The sequence below is a fragment of the Sorangium sp. So ce145 genome (assembly GCF_051525985.1).
Lineage (GTDB): Bacteria > Myxococcota_A > Polyangia > Polyangiales > Polyangiaceae > Sorangium > Sorangium cellulosum_B.
This window is the reverse complement of the sequence record NZ_CP150315.1, coordinates 7,831,399-7,850,682: the sequence shown is the minus strand read 5'-3', so window position 1 is coordinate 7,850,682 and position 19,284 is coordinate 7,831,399. Positions and strand designations below refer to the sequence as shown.

The window sequence follows — 19,284 nt, the reverse complement described above, 5'->3', positions numbered from 1 at the left end:
GGACGCCCTGCACAGCAGAACGCGGTCCCCGGACAAGGGCCAGCCACACGACGTCGTGGTGAAAGGCCTTATGCCAAGTGCCATGTTTCGTCGAGGTTTCGTCGACGTGAAATGTCGCCCGGCCGGCAGGCGCCGTGCGTTTTCCGCAGGCCGTTTGGATTTCTGACCACAAAGCGCGTCGAGCGGATCCATCGTTGTTCTCGTTCCGCTCGAGTTTTCGCCCCGGCCACGGCTCCGGTGTGATGCACCGCACGCGAGGGCGAGGGCGAGGCGCGAGGGCGTCGAGCATGGGGCGCCATTGGGCGCGCGCGCACGCGCGGCCTCGCCCGGGGTCGCCACGCCCGATGTCGCTGGAGCCGACACGGTGTGGGGCGCTCTGGCCGCTGCGCGCACGAGCGCTGGGAGCTCCGGCGGTGTTGCGCGTTATGGCGAGCTGTGGCGAGCCGTAACGACCAGGTGCGCTCTCCAGTGCGATAAAAAACTTGTATCAAGAGCGGTAAATGGCGAGTACACTGGTAGATGCTGTCTGCGCCCTGTGCTCGGTCGACACGGAGGGCAGGCGGGGTGGAGCCTATGAGAAGCACGAATCACTTGCCCGGCGAGACGGATGGCCGATCCACGAGCGGCGGAGCGGCGCCGGACGGCGTCGCAGCCGGGCCGCGGGACGAGAACTCGGTGGTGATCTCCCTGAGCGCGCTGCTCGCGGTGGAGAAGGACGCCTCCGCCAGGAGCGGCGGGCGGGCCGAGCACGGCGCGAGGAGCGCCGGGATGGCGGATGGCCACGGGGCCGCCGCAGGCGACGGAGAGCGCAGCAGCTACCTGGAGATCTTTCCGTTCGGCGTGCCTTCCGAGCTGCCGGCGTTCAGGCCGCCGGATCTCACGCCCGTGCCCTCCGAGGTCCCGATCGACCTGCGCCCGCCGCGCGCGCGGCGGGCGGCCGGCGTGCGCTACGGAATCGCGGGCGCCCTCGGGGCAGCGGTCATCGCCAGCGCGGTGTGGCTCGGCGCCCCGCGTGAGACGCTCCAGGCGGCCGCGCAGCCCGGCGTGCGGCACGCGGCGAGCGCGGCGCTGGCGCAGCTGCCGAAGGTGGAGGCAAAGGCCGCGGCCGCGCCCGCCGAGGCGCCTCCGGCCAAGAAGAAGAAGGGCGACAAGACGCGCGAGCGCGGGGCGAAGGCCCCACCCGCCGCCCCCGCTGCCGGGGGCAAGGTGTCGGCGAAGCGCGCCGCGGAGAGCCGTGGACCGGCGACCGCCGCGCCGCCTGCGAGCCCGGGCGGCGCGCGCACAGCGGGCGACCCCTGCAAAGGCGACCTCGACTGCGCGATGCGGCGCGCCGCGGGCGGCTCGTAACACCGCCCGCGCAAGCAAAAGGGCCGAGAGCTCGCCGCCGCTCCATCGAGACCTCGATCGTTCGGAGCGCGACAGGCCACCAGCGAGCTCCGGCGGGCGCCTCCTGTCTCACCTTTGCTGTTGAGGTCGCCCGCGTGCCCAGCGCGTGCCCCTGGAGCAGGTTATCCACGCGGAGCCGCTTGATCTCCCGCTCCTGCCCTGTGCTAGGGTCTGCTCCTGTTGCACAAAACTGCTGACAGCCGATCTGTCCCGGTGGATTGCGCGCACATTGTGCAGAGACATGCGTGCTCCTCGCGCGACCGCTTGGGGCGCAGAGGCGCAGCTGTAGGCACGAAGCAGATACCATCACGTAAAATTCTGGTGTAGGAACAGCGCCCGGCGCCGACGGTGGCGTTGATGTGCACAGGAAGCGTGGCCCGGCGACGTCGCTCGACGTGTAGTGCCGAGTTACGAGCCGCGCGGCGCGACCCTACTCGTCTGGAGGTGGATTCATGAAAGCTTTCGGTTTCGCAGCGATCCTGATCAGCGTGGGTATGATGGCGGCCTGTACGGTCACGAGTGGTGATGGCGACACGAGCGGCGACGGCGGCTCGGGCGCCTCGGGCTCGACCACCACGTCGTCGGCCACCACGGGCGAGGGCGGATCAGGTGGGACGGGCGGGGGCGAGGGCGGCGGCGGGACCGGCGGGGCCAACGTTTGCGCCGAGGAGACCGGCGACGAATGCATGGATTGCTGTGTCACCGAGCACTCCGCCGAGGCGGAGGCGCTGGGCAAGCTGCAATACTGGTTCTGTGGTTGTGCGGCGGAAGCGCCGTGCGCTGCAGACTGCGACACAACGGATGCCACGAGCGATGTTTGCGGGGATGAGGCGATCAACCCGGACGTCGAGAACTCCGCCTGCGATATCTGCATCGCCCAGGCGGCGGAGGAGTGCTACATCGCGGCGGAGGCGGCCTGTGCGGACGCCGACGACTGCAAGGCGCTCATGACCTGCGGCGACGCCTGCCAGTAGTCGGTTCGGGCTCGGAGGCCCAGCCAACCGGACAGGACAGGCGAGCTCTCGCAGCGCGCCTGTCCTGTTTCATCTCGTGCTCGCGCGAATGGCGCGGATCGCCGCCCGGCGCGCACCGCGGTCGTGCCGCGCGCCAGAGACCCTGCCGGGCATCTCGAGGGCGGAGCTAGCGGGCCAGTCGGAGCAGCAGGATGTCGGCCGCTGTCGACTGCGCCGTGGCGCCGTCGAGGTCCACGCTGCCCTCCACGGTCCCGGCGAGCAGGACGTGGTCGGGGTCCACGAACGACGCGACACCCGCCGCGGACCGGCGCCCGCCGCCGCTCCGGGCGCCCGGGCCGAGCCGCTTGGTCCAGACGTGGCGCCCCCCGGCATCGAACCGCGCCACGACGATCTCGCTGTCGCCGCCGGCGCCGTCGAGCGGCCCCCCGCCGAGGTGGGTCGGGCCATCGACGTCGCCCGCCAGGACGAGCCCGCCGTCCGCCTCGAGCGCGAGGCGCGGCGGCCGCTCCGCGGGGTAAGCCAGGCTGAAGCGGTGCTCTCGCGCAGGCCCGAGCTCGGCCACGAACGCCGACATCCCCTCCGAGAACAGCTCGCCGCCGCCCAGATCGAGGATCCCCTCGAAGGTCCCGCTCAGCGCGATCGCGCCGTCCGGCCCGATCTCGATGTCGCCGCCGCGCTGCAGGCGGCCGTCCCCGAAGGCCAGCGACGCGATGTGCTCGCCGCGCTCGTCGAGCTTGGCCAGGAACACGTCGCTCATCCCCCTGGACAGGAGCCGGGGCGCGTTGTCGCCGAGCTGGAGCTCGCCTTCGAAGGTCCCTGTCATGACCACATCCCCGCGCGGGTCCACCGCCACACCCGTCGGCTCCTGGTTCCCCGCGCCGCGGAGCTCCCGCTTCCAGAGCAGCTCGCCCGACGTGTCGAGCTTGGCCACCGCCACGTCGGTCCCGCCGGGGTCCGTCAGCGTCGACACGACGACGAACTCGCCCCGCGCCGAGGCCGCGATGTCCTGCGGCCTGCCGAGGAGCATCGCGCTCCACTGTGGCTCGCCCAAATTGTCCAGCTTGATCACGAACCCCAGCGGCGCGTCGGCCGTGAGCCACACGTCGTTCATCTTGCCCACGAGCTCGCCCGTGATCGCGACATTGCCCTCTGGATCCACCGCGAGCGCCTGCAGGGAGCCTCGCCCCTCGGTGACGAACCGACGCATCCACGCCACCGTGCCGTCGGGATCGAGCCGCGCGACGAAGACGTCCTGCTCGGCGGCGGTCGCGAACTGCCCCGCGCCGAGATCGAGGGAGCCCGCGAACTCGCCGCCCAGGATCGCGGAGCCGCCGGGGCCCGCCGCGAGCGCGCGCGCCCGCTCCTGGCCCGCGCCGCCGAGGAGGGCGCCGAGCGGTCCGCCGGGGAGCACCGCGCCGCAGTCCCATCCGCCGTTGCAGTCCTCGTCGGCCGGCGTGCTGCAGTCCTCGACCCGCGGCGTGACCTCGCCGGCGCAGGCGCCCCACCGGCTGTCGAGCCCGCACGTCCGCTGGCCGGCGCGGCACGCGCCGACGCCCACGGTGCCCGGCGGTCCTCCGTACGGGCACGGCTCGACGGTCCCGGGGGCGCAGGCGCAGACGGCGCTGCCGCCGTCGGCCGCGGGATCCTCGGGCCGGCCGCCGTCGCCGTCCGCCTCGTCGATCGCGCCGTCGCAGTCGTCGTCGGCCGCGTTGCCGCAGCGCTCCGGCGCAGGCGTCACCTCGCCCTCGCAGGGGCCGTAGCCGTCGCCGGCGGCGTTGCACCGCATGAGGCCGGTCTGGCAGGCGCCGACCCCCTCGGTCGCCGGCGGCCCGCTGTAGCAGGCGATGGTCGAGAGCGGCGCGCAGCCCTCCTCCACGAGGATGCCGTCCTCGAGCCCGAGCAGCGCGTTGCAGCCGGCGCAGCCGAGCGCCACGAGGGTGAGCCGCGGGCCGAGCCCGGTCGTGCCGCGCGCGCCCACGTCAATAACTCCCGCCCACGACGAGGGAGAACCCGCCGGGGCCGGCGGCGGCCGCCGCCGCGGCGCGGCGCGAGGGCGGGCCGGCGGCGCTGGGCGGGGCCGTCCAGAGGAGCAGGCCGGCCGCGAGCAGCGCGGCGGTGCCGGTCGAGAACGCGATCGTCGAGGCGGTGCCGGCCTCCTGCGCGTCCTCGCGCAGCGAGACCCCGACGGCGTCGCAGCGGCTCCGCGCGTCGCAGTGGCCGCGGTTCGAGGCGTCCCTGCGGGCGATCGCCTCGGCGCCGAACACGGCGCCAAGGCCGAGCCCGACGAGGCCGGCGCCGCCGCTCGCGAGCGCGATCACGCGCTGCGCGCGCCCGGCGCCGGCGCCGCCTCCGCGGTCGTCGATCGGCAGGACGGGAGGCGCCTGCGTCCTCTGACCTTTCGGCGCGGCGGCGAGCGCGCGCGGGGGCGGCTCTTGCGCCAGGAGGAGGGGCACGTCGATGACGACGCTCGCGCCGTCGGCCGGGACGACGCGCTCGACCGACCAGCGCTTCCTGCCGGGCGCCTGCGCCTCGATCGTGTGTGTCCCCGGGTCGACCGGGAGCGCCTGGCCCCACTGGGAGGGCAGGAGCAGCACGCCGTTGCGGCGGATCTCGAGCCCCGGCGCGGCGCTCCCGGGGAGCACGGCGATCGCCATCCGCGAGAGCCGCGGTTCGAGCGCCGCCGCGAGCGCGGCCGCGCGCGCGGCGCGGGGGTCTCCCGCGCTCTTCGCGATGGCCGCGGTCTCGCTGAAGACGTTCCAGGCGCCCGCGGTCCTGCCTGTGCGCGCGAGGCACTCGCCGAGCCGCAAGAGGAGGTTGAGGGCGGTCGGATCGAGCGTCCGGCCCTGCTCGAGCATGGCACACGCCTCGGCGATGCGGCCCGCCTCGAGCAGGCGCGTCGCGGCCTGATAGAGCGCGAGCACCTGCTCCTTGTGTCCGCCCGGCTGTCCCGGGTCGGGTCTGGGCTGCTCCAGGGTGGGCTGTCCCAGGTTGGGCTGTCCCAGGTTGGGTTTGGCCTGTCCCGGGTTGGGCTGTCCCAGGTTGGGTTTGGCCTGTCCCGGGTTGAGCCGTCCCGGGTTGGGGCTGGCCTGTCCCAGGTTGGCCTGTGCCAGGTTGGGGCTCGTCTGTGCCGTGTCGGACTGCGCCGGACCGGGCTCGCCGGCCTGGCCGCCCGCCGGCGCGAGCGACAGCGACAGGGCCGCGAGGGCGGACGTGAGCCCGCGCGGGCGCGAGCAGCAGGGGATCTTCGGCAGGGCTCCTCGGGGCATGGCGATCACCACGGGCTGTCCGGCGCGCCCGCCGGCGTCGCCCCTTCAGCGCCGCCGCCGGGCGCCGCCACGAGGGACGGCGCGCCTGCCGCCGCGCCCCGGACGGGCGCCGGCGTATTCGCCGCCGTCCGCATCGCGGCGCCAGCGGCGGGCGCCGGTGAGGACCCGGATGCGTGCACCCCGCGCGCCGGCGCGCGCTGCGAACTCCCCGCGTTCGCCCGCGCGGGCGGCGCGGCCCTCGTGGACAGGACGGCGCCGTCCCCGCCGCGCGCGGCCGGGCGCGCGCCTCTGGCGTCGGCCTGGGGCGCGTCGCACGCGCTGGCAGCGCCGTCGTGCAGCGCGCCTTCGGCCGCGTCATCGGGCCCCTGGAACGACCTGGCTGCCACCGCGTTCCCCTTCGGCCCCGCGGCGAGCCCCTGCGGCACGCCCGCGAGGTGCTGGGCGCCGGCGCCGTCGGCCCAGGTCAAACCCGCCGCCCGCGGCCACCCGGGCGACAGGAGGATCGCGGCCAGCGTGGCGCTCGCGGAGACCGCGCCGGCCGTGGCCGCCAGCCAGGTTCGCCTGGGGCGGCGGCCCTCGCGCCTCGTCTCGGCCGGCCCGGAGGCCGTCGTGGGCGGCCGAACGGAGGCCGCGGCCGGCCGAGCGGAGGTCGTGGGCGGCCGCGCGGCGGTCGTGGGCGGCCCATCGTCCAGCCACGTGAACGTCGGCTGGCTCCGGTGCACCCCCGTGGGCAGCGTCGCGTCGGGCGCTCCGCGCAGCGCGAACGGCGCGAGCGCGACGGCGAGCTCGCGGGCCGAGGCCGGGCGGCGCGTCCGGTCCTTCTCGAGGCAGCGCATCACGATCTCCTCGAACCCCTCGGGCAGATCGGCGCACGCGCTCCGGAGCGGCCGGGGCGCCTTCTCCGACACGACCAGCACGAACTGCTCCAGCGTCTCCGCGCCGAACGGCAGCGTGCCGCTCACGAGCTGGTACAGCACGACCCCGAGCGCCCACAGATCCGCGCGCAGATCGATGTCCTTGGGCGTCAGCATCTGCTCCGGCGCCATGTAGCGGCGGGAGCCCATGACCGACCGCGCCGTCGTCATCTCGAGCCCGTCGTGCTCCGGCTTCGTGCTCATGAACTTCGCGACGCCGAAGTCGAGCACCTTGAGGAGCGGCGTGCCGTCGGTCCGGTACGTCAGGAACAGGTTCGCGGGCTTGAGGTCCCGGTGCACCATCCCGAGCGCGTGCGCCTCGGTCAGGGCAACGCAGGCCTGACGGACGTACTCCGCCGCCTCGTCGACCGGCAGCCGCCCGCGGCGCTCCAGGATCGAGCGGAGATCGTTGCCCGACAGGTGCTCCATCACGATGTACGGCACCGGCAGCGCGATCCCCGGCCTCGGGGCGAGCGCGCCCAGGTCGTAGATCCGCGGCACGTGCTCCGTCTTCATCCGGAACATCCCGCGCGCCTCGCGCTGGAACCGCCTCAGCAGCGCCGCGTTGCCGCAGTGCTCCGGCCGCATGAATTTGACGGCCACCAGCTCGCCCAGCGACAGGTGCCGCGCCGCGACGACGGCCCCCATCCCCCCGATGCCGAGAGGCCGCTCGACCCGGTAGCGGTCTGCGATGACCTCGCCGCAGTGCACGGGCACCACTCCCTCTTCATCGCTCACCACGCGCCCCCCCACTCCGTCGCTCTGAGATTGCAGACCGGCCAGCCACGATCTCGGACCGGATGGTTCCTTGCAGGGCCGCGCTCGACGCGCTCGCCGCAGGTCTCTGGTGAGATTCGATTCTCCGGAGAGGCGATACGTCGCGTCGTCTGTCGAATTTTCCGGCGCTCCTGTGGGCGCGTGGAGGTGCGTTTCATCTGCCGAGGGCGATCCGAGGGCGCCTCCGCCCTGCACGCGCCGTCGCGCCGGAGGCCGTGATGGGTCGCGCGAAGGCCGCGCTGGATTGAAGTGTCCCGGTTCCTTTCTGCCGTCCTCTGCGATACAGACGTGCCGTGTCCGCCTCTCCCGCCCTGGTCTGCCGCGGCCTGGTCAAGCGTTACGGGGACGTCGTGGCCGTGAACGGGCTCGACCTCGAGGTGCGGCGCGGCGAGTGTTTCGGCCTGCTCGGCCCGAACGGCGCGGGCAAGACGACCACGGTGGAGATCCTCGAGGGGCTGACCCGCCCCGACGCCGGCGAGGTCGAGGTGCTGGGCGAGCGCTGGGTGGGGGACGGCATCGCGCTGCGCGCCCGGCTCGGCATCCAGCTCCAGGAGACGCGCTTCCCGGACAAGCTCCGGGTCGGCGAGGTGATCGCGCTGTTCCGCAGCTTCTACCCGCGCGGCATCGAGCCGGAGCAGGCGCTGCGCCGCGTGGCCTTGCAGGAAAAGTCGAGCGCGTTCGTGCGCACGCTGTCGGGCGGGCAGAAGCAGCGGCTGTCGCTCGCCTGCGCGCTCGCGGGCGATCCGGAGGTGCTGTTCCTCGACGAGCCGAGCACCGGCCTCGATCCCGCGTCGCGCCGTCAGATATGGGCCATCGTCGAGGATCTGAAGGCCCGCGGCCGCACGATCCTCCTGACCACGCACTACATGGAGGAGGCCGCGCGCCTCTGCGACCGCGTGGGGATCGTCGATCGCGGGCGGCTGCTCTCGCTCGGCACGCCGGCCGCGCTCGTCGCCTCGCTCGGCGCCGAGCACGTCGTGGAGGTCGAGGTGGACGCGGAGATCGCCGAGGAGGAGCTCATGGGGCTGCCGGGCGTGGAGGCCGTGCGCTCCGCGCAGGGGGCGCTCCGGCTGACGGTGCGCGACGTCGCGCGCGTGCTCCCGCCGCTTCTCGCGCTCTGCGCGGCGCGCGGGGCCGCGCCGAAGCAGCTCGCGACGCACCACGCGAGCCTGGAGGACGTGTTCATGGCGCTCGCCGGGCGGACGCTGCAGACGCTAGCGGACGACGAGGCCGCGTGATGGCGCGGTGGCTCCGCTCCCTGCGCGCCTCGTCGCTCGCGCTCCTCATCCGGGCGCGGGTCGCGGAGTTCCTGCGCGAGCCCGAGGCGATCTTCTGGATGTTCGTGTTCCCGATCCTGCTCTCGTCGGCGCTGGCCGTCGCGTTCAGGGATCAGCCCGCGGAGCCCGTGCGGGTGAGCGTCGAGGAGGGCGCCGGGGCCGAGCCGCGGCGCGCGGCGCTCGAGGCGTCGGGGCAGGTCGTCCCGCGGGTGGTCCCGCGGGCGCAGGCGCAGCAGGAGCTCCGGACGGGCAAGGTCGCGCTGGTCGTGCTCGCCACCGATCCGCCCACGTACTGGTTCGATCCGGCGCGGCCGGAGAGCCGCCTCGCCCGGCTCGAGGTGGACCAGGCGCTCCAGCGCGCCGCGGGGCGCGCGGACGCCTTCCGCCCGGCCGCGCTCGAGGTGACCGAGGCCGAGAGGGGCTCCCGCTACGTCGATTTCCTGGTGCCCGGGCTGCTCGGCATGAACGTGATGCTGACCGGGATCTGGGGGACCGGGGTCGCGATCGTGCAGCAGCGCATGGGCAAGCTCCTGAAGCTGTTCGTCGCGTCACCCATGCCGCGGTGGCAGCTCCTCGCGTCGCACCTCGGGGCGCGGCTCGTGTTCCTGGCGCTCGAGGTCGTGGCCCTGCTCCTGTTCGCGGCCCTCGTGCTCGGCGTGCCGATCGCCGGCTCGCTCGCGGCGCTCGCGCTGGTCGCCGTGGTCGGCGCGCTGGCGTTCGCCGGGGTCGGCCTGCTCACCGCGGCGCGGCCGCGGACCCTCGAGGGCATCTCGGGCCTGGGCAACCTCGTCACGTTCCCGATGTGGATCTGCTCCGGCGTCTTCTTCTCGGCCGATCGCTTCCCCGACGCGATCCAGCCTTTCGTCCAGGCCTTGCCCCTCACCGCGCTGAACGACGCGCTCCGCGGCGTGATGCTCGAGGGGGCGCCGCTCGCCGTGATCGCGCCCGAGCTCGCGCTGCTCGTCATCTGGGGCGTCGCGACCTTCGCGCTCGCCCTCAAGCTCTTCCGCTGGGAGTAGCCGCCGCGCCGCGGCCAGCGCCACAGGGCCACGGTGCGCGAGCTCACTGGCGCACGCTGTGCGCCACTCGATCCCTCGCTCCGCGAGCATGTCAGTCAACCTGCGTCGAGGTGGCGGCGCAGTCCTCGTCAGGCTCGCATGATCCTACCGTGTGTCCATATTTTCTGTTCAGGACATTGACCTTCCAAAGTGGCGCGGTCCTGTAGTCGTGTACGATGACCGCATGAATGAACGGGGGGAGCGGAGCGGCCAACGCCCTCGCACCGCGCCGAGTCTGTCCTTCTGGGTCGCGGGGCCGCTGGCCGTCGCGCTGCTCGTGTTCGTGGGTCCGGGGCTGTGGATCGCGGCGTGGGCCATCGAGGGCGCGATCCTGAAGAACGAGCTGGGCGTCCTCGCGCGGACCCATGACGAGTGGACCCGCCGCATGAACGACCGCCTGATCCAGGCGGAGGCGAGCGTCGCGCGGTACGGCCGCATGCTCACCTCGGCGCTACATGAGGTCGAGGGAGAGACCCCGCAGAAGTTCGACGCCCTCGTCGGGCCGTCGCGGGACGGCGGCATGGTGTCGCGCAACGCGGGCTTCGAGCCCAGGCGAGACGCCATCGTCTGGCTGCCCGCTGGCTACCCGCTCGACGACCGGGAGAAGGTCTTTCTCCTGGAGTTGAAGCGCATGACCGAGCTGTACTCGGCGGGGGCGCCGGGGGAGCCCATCAACACCTGGCTCATCCCCAGGCGGAACGGGCTCGTGATGTACTGGCCCAGCTACACGAGCTACATCGACCAGGTCGACACGACCGTCGATTTCGTCAACTCGGAGTGGACGACGCTCGTGCTCCCGGCGAACAACCCGGAAGGAAAGCCGCGCTGGACGCCGACGAGCTACGACCCGGGGGCGCGCGAGTGGATGGTGAGCGTCGTGGTGCCGTTCTTCCGCGACGGGGTGTTCGCGGGGAGCGCCGGGCACGATGTCACGGTCAACGCGGTGATGGACAGCTTCCGGGAGCTCTCGCTGTATCCGGGGACGGAGCACGCCCTCGTGAGGGGCGATGGGACGGTGCTCGTCTCGAGCGTGCACCAGGACAAGATCCACGGGAGCAAAGGCACGCTGACGGTCGAGTCCATCGGCGACGACGATCTCAAGCGCGCGTTCGAGGCGGCGAAGCGCGACGACGCCGCGGAGGCGCACGTGGTCGGCGGCACGGATCAGCGCGTGATCGTGGCGGCGCGCATCGCGGCGCCGGACTGGGTCCTGCTCACCGACGTCCCTCGCGCGGCGCTGCTCTCGTCGGTGAAGGGGCTGTACTGGGACTACTGGCTGATCGCGGCGTTCTCGATCCTGGCGCTCGTGGCGCTGCCCGTGCTCGTGATCATGCGCGTGACCTTGCCGTCGGTGCGGCAGCTCGTCACGGCGGCCGAGCGGATCCGGGGCGGCGACCTCGAGCAGCGCTTCGAGGCGTCAGGCACCCGGGAGTTCGTGCACATCGGCGACGCGCTGAACGGCATGGCCCAGCAGCTCCGCGAGACGTTCGCCGCCCTGGCGAAGACGAACGAGGAGCTCGAGCAGCGCGTCGAGCAGCGCACCGCCGAGCTCAAGGAGGCCACGGTCGCCGCGGACGCGGCCAACAGGGCGAAGAGCGACTTCCTCGCCAACATGAGCCACGAGCTGCGGACACCGCTCAACGGCATCCTCGGCTACGCCCAGATCCTGAAGCGCTCCAGGAGCCTGGGCGAGCAGGATCTGCGCGGCGTCGAGGTCATCGCCGAGTCCGGCTCTCATCTGTTGACCCTCATCAACGACGTCCTCGATCTGGCGAAGATCGAGTCGCGGACGATGGAGATTCACCCCAACGATTTCCATTTCCCGTCGTTCTTGAACGCGACGGCCGAGATCTGCCGGATCCGCGCGGAGCAGAAGGGGATCGCGTTCGTGTTCAAGCCCGGCCCCGCGCTGCCCGAGGGGGTGCGCGCCGACCAGCGGCGCCTGCGTCAGATCCTGCTCAACCTGCTCGGCAACGCCATCAAGTTCACCGAGAACGGGAGCGTCACCTTCACGGTCGCGGAGGTGCATGGCGGCTCACGAGGCGCGCGCAAGGATCTCCCGGAGGACGGCGCGAGCCCCGAATCGCGGACCAAGACGCACAGGATACGCTTCGAGATCGAGGACACGGGGACCGGCATCGGCGCCGAGCACCTGGACCAGATATTCCTGCCCTTCAAGCAGGTCGGAGACAAGAGTCGCCACCGCGAGGGCACCGGGCTCGGGCTGGCGATCAGCCAGCGCATCGTCACGCTGATGGGCAGCTCCATCCAGGTCAGGAGCGAGCTCGGGAAGGGCAGCGTCTTCTGGATGGACCTGACGCTCGCCGAGGCGCCCGACTGGACGGACACCGTGAGGCGCACGGAGCAGGGGCAGATCGTCGGCTACAAGGGCGCGCGACGGAGGCTCCTCGTGGTGGACGACAAGCCGGAGAACCGCGCCGTGGTCATCAGCATGCTCGCGACCCTCGGGTTCGAGCTGGCGGAGGCGAACGACGGCCAGGAGGGCCTGGACAGGACGGCGCGCGAGAGGTTCGATCTGATCATCACCGATCTCGCGATGCCCGTGCTCGACGGCTGGGAGATGATGCGCCGCATGCGAAGGGCGCCGGAGCTCGCAGGGACGGTCATCATCGCGTCCTCCGCCAGCGCGTTCATCACCGACCAGGACAAGAGCCTGGAAGCGGGCGCGGACGATTTCCTCGCCAAGCCGCTGCAGATGGATGAGCTGCTCGAGAAGCTCCAGCGACACCTCAAGCTGGAGTGGATCTACGAGCGGCAGGACGGCGCCAGCGAGGAGGCGGAGCCGAGCCCCAGCTCGGGTGTGACCAGCACCCGCGATGTCGTCCTGCCCCCGGACGAGGACCTCAAGGCCTTGCGCGATCTCGCGCGCAAGGGGCTCGTCAATCACATCCAGAAATACGCGGACAAGCTCGAGCTGGGCGACCCCCGGCTCGCGCCCTTCGCCAAGCACCTGCGCGAGCTCTCCGAGGACTTCCGGCTGGAGTCGATAGAAGAGCTCGTCGGCGGGCGCGTCGACGGTGGCGCCCGATGAGGGCGTCGGGTTGAGATCTGTTGTGAGCGCAGTCATCCTCGTGGAGCGTCGCTGGCGCGAAGGGTGAGGTCATCCGTTGGAGAGGGCAGCGTGACGAACGTGAGTGATACCGGAACGGTCCTGATCGTCGACGACGAGCCGCGAAACCTGAGGTTGCTCCGCGACAATCTCTCGGGCTGGGGGTTCGAGATCGCGGCCGCGACGAACGGCCTGCGAGCCATCCAGCTCGCGAAGGAAGTGGCGCCGGATCTCATCTTGCTGGACGTGAAGATGGAGGGGATCGACGGCTTCGAGACGTGCCGGCGGCTCAAGACGGATCCGGCCACGAGCGACATCCCCGTCATCTTCATGACGGCGAGCACGGAGATGAGCGCGGACAAGGTGAAGGGGCTGAACCTCGGCGCCGTGGATTTCCTCCTCAAGCCGTTCCAGAGCGAGGAGCTGCTCGCGCGCGTCCGGGTGCAGACGAAGCTCAGGCAGCTGATGAAGAGCCTCGCGGCGCAGGTCGAGGAGCGCGTCGCCGCCGAGGCGGCGCTGCAGAAGCTCACGCACGAGCTGGAGCGACGCGTGGCGGCGCGGACGGCCGAGCTCGAGCGGGCCCTGGAGGAGCTCACGCAGGCTCAAGCCGCCCTCCGCGAGTCGAACGAGCAGCTGGAGACCGAGGTCGCGCGCCAGACCGAGGAGCTCCGCAGGACGAACGAGCGGCTGAAGCTGGAGCTCACCGAGCGCGAGCGCGCGGAGCTGGCGCGCGCGGCGCTGCAGGAGGAGATCATCCGGGCGCAGAAGGAGCGGCTGGCGGAGCTCTCCACGCCGCTCATTCCGATCACCGAGCGGATCATGGTCATGCCGCTGATCGGGACGATCGACGCCAGCCGGGCGCAGCAGGCGCTCGAAGCGGCGCTGAACTGCGTTCACACGAACCGGACGGACGTCGTGATCATCGACGTCACGGGCGTGACGCTCATCGACTCCGCGGTCGCGACCACGCTGATGGCGACGGCGGCGGCGCTCCGGCTGCTCGGCGCGACGACGGTGATCACCGGCCTGCGCCCCGAGCTGGCGCAAACGCTCGTCTCGCTCGAGATCGATCTCAGCACCGTGGTCACCCGGGGGACGCTCCGGAGCGGCATCGACTACGCGCTGCGACAGGTCCGCTGACGCCGTAATGCCAGCGCGCCTGCGGGGCCGCGCGGGTGAGGCGGGACACCGTGATTCGATATCATGACAGTCGCCCTGTGCGACGACGTGGCCCAGAACACCGCCAGCGATAGGGCCGTGATCGCGCGCCCGCTTTTTTGTTGTTAAGCGTGTTTATTTTGCATAGCGTGAAAGCATGCTGCCATCATGCTGTCTGCGCCGTTTCTTGGCTGTCAGCGTAGGTGCTACGGCCATGTCCCTCGCCGCCGCTCTCCCCGCGGCGGCCGCCACGCCGTTCACGACATTCGAATCGGGCCAGGTCCGCCCCCTGGCCCTGTCGTCGAACGGCAAGCTGCTCTTCGCGGTGAACACGCCCGACAACCGGCTGGAGATCTTCCGCGTCGAAGCCAATCGTCTGCAGCTCAAGGCGTCTGTGCCCGTGGGGCTCGAGCCGGTCGCCGTGGCTGCCCGGGGCGACGATGAAGTCTGGGTGGTGAACCACCTGTCCGATAGCGTGAGCGTGGTCGACGTTCGTAGCCCAGAAAGGGCGCGCGTCGTCCGCACGCTGCTCGTGGGTGATGAGCCGCGCGACATCGTGTTCGCCGGGCCGCAGCGCTCGCGGGCCTTCATCACCACGGCCCACCGCGGGCAGAACGCCCCCTTCGATCCGCAGCTCTTGACGCCCGGCGTGGGGCGCGCGGACGTCTGGGTGTTCGACGCGAGGCGGCCCGGGACATCGCTCGGCGGCACGCCGCTCTCCATCGTGACGCTCTTCAGCGATACGCCGCGCGCGCTCGCGGTGACGCAGGACGGCAGCCGGGTCTACGCCGCCGCCTTCCACTCGGGCAACCGCACGACCGTCATCGACGAGAGCCTCGTGCCGGACGGCGGGGAGGCCGCGGGCGGACTGCCCGGGCCCGACACCAACTTCGAGGGAGTCCCCCGGCCGGAGGTCGGGCTCATCCTTAGGTTCGACGGGGCCCACTGGGTCGACGAGCTCGGACGCCCCTTCGACGACGCGGTGCGCCTCTCGCTGCCCGACAAGGACGTCTTCGTCATCGACGCGCTCGCCAACCCGCCGCGCCAGGTGGACGGGCCAGGCGGCTTCTTCACGGGCGTGGGGACCGTCCTGTTCAACATGGTCGTGAACCCGGTGAACGGGAAGGTCTATGTGTCCAACACCGACGCCCGGAACGAAGAGCGCTTCGAGGGGCCGGGCATCTTCGCCGGCCACAGCGTGCGCGGCCACCTGCACGAGAGCAGGATCACCGTGCTCGGTCCGGGCGGCGTCGCCCCGAGACACCTCAACAAGCACATCGATTACAGCAGCTGCTGCGCGCCGGTGCCGAACGCCGAGAGCGAGAAGAGCCTGGCGCAACCGCTGCAGATGGCCGTGACGCGCAACGGCGCGACCCTGTATGTCGCGGCGCTCGGCTCGGACAAGATCGGCGTCTTCGACACGGCGAAGCTCGAGAACGACACGTTCGTGCCCAGCGCCGCGAACCAGATCCGCGTCCCTGGAGGCGGGCCGACGGGCCTCGTCCTCGATGAAGACAGGCACCGGCTCTACGTGCTCGCGCGCTTCGACAACGCGATCTCGGTCATCGATACCCGGACCCGCCGCGAGGTCGCGCACGTGCCGATGCACAACCCGGAGCCTCCGAGCGTCGTCCGTGGGCGCCGCGTCCTCTACGACGCGTCGCGGAGCTCGAGCCACGGCGACTCGTCCTGCGCGAGCTGCCACATCTTCGGCGACTTCGACAGCCTCGCGTGGGACCTCGGGAACCCGGACGGCACCGCGGTGGAGAACCCGGGACCGTTCTGCACCGATCTCTTCGGCCAGGATACGAGCTTGCACCCGATGAAGGGGCCGATGACGACCCAGAGCCTGCGCGGCATGGCGAACCACGGGCCGATGCACTGGCGCGGCGACCGCACGGGCGGCCATGATGCGCCCACGTCCCAGCCGGACAGCGGGGTGTTCGACGAGCGGGCGGCGTTCAAGAAATTCAGCGCATCGTTCGTCGATCTGCTCGGGCGACACGAGACGATCTCGGAGGAGGAGATGGACGATTTCACGGACTTCATCCTCCAGGTCACGTATCCACCCAACCCCATCCGCGCGCTCGACGACTCGCTCACGCCCGATCAGAGCGCGGGGCGCGACTTCTTCGGGGGGCCCGTGTCGAGCATCCTCGGCGCCTCGTGCATCGGGTGCCACGCCGTCGACCCCGACGCCAACCCCGACGACTTCGCGCCGGGCTTCTTCGGCAGCGACGGCGGATCGGCCAACGCCAACGAGACCCAGCTCTTCAAGGTCCCGCACCTGCGCAACCAGTACCAGAAGGTCGGGATGTTCGGCATGGCGGAGTCGTTCGTGTTCCCGTTCGGCGGCTCCAACGCGCACATGGGCGACCAGGTCCGCGGCTTTGGCTTCCTCCACGACGGCGCCGTCGATACGCTCGTCCGTTTCAACGCGTTCTCCGATTTCGTCCAGACGCCGGAGAACCCCGGCGGCTTCCCCGTCGACCCCGAGGGGGAGCTCCTGAAGCGCCAGGTGGCGGAGTACATGCTGGCGCTGGAGTCGAACCTGAAGCCCATCGTGGGCCAGCAGATCACGCTCACGCCGTCGAACGCGGCGGTGGCCGGCCCGCGCGTCGATCTGCTCGTGGCGCGCGCCGACGCCGGCGACTGCGATCTCGTGGTCAAGGGCTGGTCCCACGGGGACGAGCTGGGCTTCGTGTACGCCGGCGATGGCCGCTTCGACGCCGACCGCGCGCGCGCGCAGTGGCGGTCGGACGGCGAGCTCCGCTGGCTGGCCACGAGAGGCGGGAGCGAGCTGACGTATACCTGCGTGCCGCCCGGGTCGGGCGAGCGCATCGGCGTCGACCGCGACGGCGATGGCTTCCTCGACGGTGACGAGCGGGACGCCGGCAGCGACCCGGCCGACCCGGAGAGCGTTCCGCGACGGGGACCGCACCCGCACCCGCACCCGCATCACTGAGCGGAACGATCGCGCCTGCGCGCTCACCCGCCCATCGACCGGTGAGCTGCCGCGGACGGGTGCTTCCCTGACAGCAATGCTTCCGCAGCGCTGGTGGTCCGTTGCTGCCCTCGCAGCACGTCGCGGGGGCAGGGGAGGGGCGGCGCTTCGATCTCCGCCGCTGCGCCCGTGGCTCCGGCGCCGGGCACGGCGCTTGCGCTCTTGGCGTGGTGAGCGCGTGGTGAGCGCGTGGTGATCGCGTGCGGCGGTCGCGCGGCGACGTGCCCGCGCGCGCACGTGAAGGACCGAGACCGAGGACACCCCATGAGCGACAATCAGCGGAAGATCCGTTTGGGCGCCTTTTTGCCTGGCGCAGGCCACCACGTGGCGGCCTGGCGGCACCCGCAGGCGCAGGCGGACGGAGGCATCAACTTCGCGCATTACAAGCGCATTGCGCAGGCGGCGGAGCGGGCCAAGTTCGACGCCGTGTTCCTGGCGGACGGGCTCGCCTTGCAGAACCGGCCCGGAGCGCAGGGCCGCACCGCTTATGGGGCCAGCTTCGAGCCGGTCACCTTGTTCTCCGCGCTCGCGGTCGTCACCGAGCGCATCGGCTTCATCGCCACCGCGTCCACCACGTACGAGGAGCCTTACCTGCTGGCCCGCAAGTTCGCCTCGCTGGACCATATCAGCCAGGGGCGTGCAGGCTGGAACGTGGTCACCACCGGCGGGGGCGAGGCGGCGGGGAACTTCGGGCTCGACGCCCACCCCGACCACGCGCAGCGCTACGTCCGCGCGCGCGAGTTCGTCGACGTGGTCACCGGCCTGTGGGACAGCTGGGAGGACGACGCCTTCCTCCGCGACAAGGCGTCCGGGGCTTACTACGATCCGGCAAAGCTGCACACGCTCGATCACAAGGGGAAGTTCTTCTCCGTTCGAGGGCCGCTCAACATCCCGCGCCCGCCCCAGGGACACCCGGTGATCGTGCAGGCGGGATCGTCGGAGGCGGGCAGGGAGCTCGCGGCCGAGACCGCCGAGGTGATCTTCACCGCGCAGCAGACGCTGGAAGACGCGCAGGCCTTCTACGCCGACGTCAAAGGCCGGATGGCCAAGTACGGGCGGCACCCCGACCAGCTGAAGATCATGCCGGGGGTGTTCCCCGTGGTCGCCAGGACGGAGTCGGAGGCCAGGGCGAAGTACCAGGAGCTGCAGGATCTCATCTTGCCGGAGGTCGGGCTGTCGCTGCTCTCGGGCCTGTCGGGCGGGGTCGATCTGTCCGCGTATCCGGTGGACGGGCCGCTCCCCGAGCTGCCCGAGACCAACAACAACAAGAGCCGGCAAGCGCTGATGTTCGACATCGCGCGCAAGCGCAACCTGTCCATCCGGGAGCTCTACCTCTGGGTGGCTGGAGCGCGCGGGCACTGGACGATCGTGGGCTCGGTGGAGCAGATCGCGGATCAGCTGGAGGCGTGGTTCACGCAGGGCGGCGCCGACGGGTTCAACGTGATGCCGCCGTGGCTCCCGGGCGGGCTGGACGACTTCGTCGAGCTGGTGATCCCGGAGCTGCGGCGGCGGGGGTTGTTCCGAACGGAGTACGAGGGACGCACGCTGCGAGAGAACCTCGGGCTGGCGCGGCCGGCGAACCGCCACGCGGCGGGCGCCAAGCCGAGGGCGTCGGCGGCCTGAAGGCGCATCCTTCGTGCAAGGGGCGCCCTGCCCAGAGCCAGGGCCAGTCTCTTGATCCCCAGCCAGCAGAAGGTGCAGGCAAGCGCGACGAAGGCGGCGCGGTTGCACAGCGTCTTCTCGTGGCGCGTGGCGAAGCGGCGGAAGCCCGTGAGCCAATTGAACGTCCGCTTGACGGCGAAGCGTCCCTTGCACGGGTGGCGGTCGTGGGGGAGCACGGGGATATACGGCGAACGTTGAGATGGAGGACGACGACCGAGCCCATCGCCTCCAGCTGGGCGCGGATGGCGTTCGCGTCGTCGGCCTTGTCGGCGAAGAGGCATCCCGGCGCGGAACGCTCGATGAGCATGGGGGCGGGCTGGGTGTTGTGGCGTTGCCCCTCGGTGAACTCGAGCTCGGGGGCAAGCCGAGGGCGTCGATGATCCGATGGATCTTGGTGGAGACGGCCTCGGGATCGACCCATGCCTTGCCGCTGCGGCCCCCTCGAGCGCCCGCAGCGTGCTGTTGGGCGGGGTTGTGAGGGACCCTCTTGATGGAATGCGGTCGAGGAGCCGGGGGCAGCCCCGCGCCGCGGCCTTGCGCGAACGGGGGGCTCCGCTTCACTCGCCGGAGGCTTCCTCGGCGCCAGGCAGACCTTCCTCGACCGCGCTCGGCAGACGCGAAGATCGGCCTTACAGACGCCACAGACCCCTGTAGTATCGTCCACATGCTGGCAGCTAAGGGGGGCGCGGCAGCAACAGGCTGGCGGCGCTGTAGGCGGACCAACGACAGCGGGGCTAG

The 19,284-nt window shown here is 71.6% G+C and carries 11 protein-coding genes; 8 read left to right on the top strand and 3 right to left on the bottom strand.

Going from position 1 to position 19,284, the window contains the following annotated elements; genetic code table 11:
• The first annotated feature begins 573 nt into the window (after positions 1 to 573).
• Positions 574 to 1,347: a hypothetical protein gene (locus WMF34_RS28780; protein WP_437989810.1), complete on the top strand. Its 774-nt coding sequence runs from the start codon at positions 574 to 576 to the stop codon at positions 1,345 to 1,347.
• 491 nt (positions 1,348 to 1,838) lie between these two features.
• Complete coding sequence (locus tag WMF34_RS28775) at positions 1,839 to 2,360, top strand: hypothetical protein (protein ID WP_012238205.1); 522 nt, start codon at positions 1,839 to 1,841, stop codon at positions 2,358 to 2,360.
• Between the two features lie 166 nt (positions 2,361 to 2,526).
• Here WMF34_RS28775 and WMF34_RS28770 read toward each other — a convergent pair whose 3' ends face one another.
• The 3 genes from WMF34_RS28770 to WMF34_RS28760 are packed head-to-tail and all read right to left on the bottom strand — an operon-like array spanning position 2,527 to position 7,257.
• Positions 2,527 to 4,338 (bottom strand): hypothetical protein, encoded by a 1,812-nt coding sequence (locus WMF34_RS28770; RefSeq protein WP_437989809.1) that lies wholly within the window; start codon positions 4,336 to 4,338, stop codon positions 2,527 to 2,529.
• A gap of 1 nt (position 4,339) precedes the next feature.
• Positions 4,340 to 5,626: a tetratricopeptide repeat protein gene (locus tag WMF34_RS28765; RefSeq protein ID WP_437989808.1), complete on the bottom strand. Its 1,287-nt coding sequence runs from the start codon at positions 5,624 to 5,626 to the stop codon at positions 4,340 to 4,342.
• A 5-nt stretch (positions 5,627 to 5,631) separates the two neighbouring features.
• On the bottom strand, positions 5,632 to 7,257 hold the full coding sequence (locus tag WMF34_RS28760) for a protein kinase domain-containing protein (RefSeq protein WP_437989807.1): 1,626 nt from the start codon (positions 7,255 to 7,257) through the stop codon (positions 5,632 to 5,634).
• 353 nt (positions 7,258 to 7,610) lie between these two features.
• Here WMF34_RS28760 and WMF34_RS28755 point away from each other — a divergent pair, with 353 nt between their 5' ends.
• The 6 genes from WMF34_RS28755 (at position 7,611) to WMF34_RS28730 (ending at position 18,507) form a co-directional block, all read left to right on the top strand.
• Positions 7,611 to 8,555, top strand: a complete 945-nt coding sequence (locus tag WMF34_RS28755) for an ABC transporter ATP-binding protein (protein WP_437989806.1) — start codon at positions 7,611 to 7,613, stop codon at positions 8,553 to 8,555.
• Positions 8,555 to 9,613 (top strand): ABC transporter permease, encoded by a 1,059-nt coding sequence (locus tag WMF34_RS28750; RefSeq protein ID WP_437989805.1) that lies wholly within the window; start codon positions 8,555 to 8,557, stop codon positions 9,611 to 9,613. Before WMF34_RS28755 ends, WMF34_RS28750 begins: the two co-directional genes overlap by 1 nt.
• Positions 9,614 to 9,836: 223 nt before the next feature.
• A complete protein-coding gene (locus WMF34_RS28745) occupies positions 9,837 to 12,704 on the top strand; it encodes an ATP-binding protein (protein WP_437989804.1) in 2,868 nt (955 codons plus the stop codon).
• Positions 12,705 to 12,794: 90 nt separating this feature from the next.
• On the top strand, positions 12,795 to 13,862 hold the full coding sequence (locus WMF34_RS28740) for a response regulator (protein ID WP_012238198.1): 1,068 nt from the start codon (positions 12,795 to 12,797) through the stop codon (positions 13,860 to 13,862).
• A 232-nt stretch (positions 13,863 to 14,094) separates the two neighbouring features.
• Positions 14,095 to 16,845, top strand: a complete 2,751-nt coding sequence (locus tag WMF34_RS28735) for a beta-propeller fold lactonase family protein (protein ID WP_437989803.1) — start codon at positions 14,095 to 14,097, stop codon at positions 16,843 to 16,845.
• A gap of 303 nt (positions 16,846 to 17,148) precedes the next feature.
• Positions 17,149 to 18,507 (top strand): LLM class flavin-dependent oxidoreductase, encoded by a 1,359-nt coding sequence (locus WMF34_RS28730; RefSeq protein WP_012238196.1) that lies wholly within the window; start codon positions 17,149 to 17,151, stop codon positions 18,505 to 18,507.
• Positions 18,508 to 19,284 lie beyond the last annotated feature (777 nt).

Bases quoted from the DNA above. Each gene is read 5' to 3' on its own strand.
- WMF34_RS28780 (WP_437989810.1), top strand. From the start codon at position 574: ATGAGAAGCACGAATCACTTGCCCGGCGAGACGGATGGCCGATCCACG.
- WMF34_RS28775 (WP_012238205.1), top strand. From the start codon at position 1,839: ATGAAAGCTTTCGGTTTCGCAGCGATCCTGATCAGCGTGGGTATGATG.
- WMF34_RS28765 (WP_437989808.1), bottom strand. From the start codon at position 5,626: ATGCCCCGAGGAGCCCTGCCGAAGATCCCCTGCTGCTCGCGCCCGCGC.
- WMF34_RS28750 (WP_437989805.1), top strand. From the start codon at position 8,555: ATGGCGCGGTGGCTCCGCTCCCTGCGCGCCTCGTCGCTCGCGCTCCTC.
- WMF34_RS28745 (WP_437989804.1), top strand. From the start codon at position 9,837: ATGAATGAACGGGGGGAGCGGAGCGGCCAACGCCCTCGCACCGCGCCG.
- WMF34_RS28735 (WP_437989803.1), top strand. From the start codon at position 14,095: ATGTCCCTCGCCGCCGCTCTCCCCGCGGCGGCCGCCACGCCGTTCACG.
- WMF34_RS28730 (WP_012238196.1), top strand. From the start codon at position 17,149: ATGAGCGACAATCAGCGGAAGATCCGTTTGGGCGCCTTTTTGCCTGGC.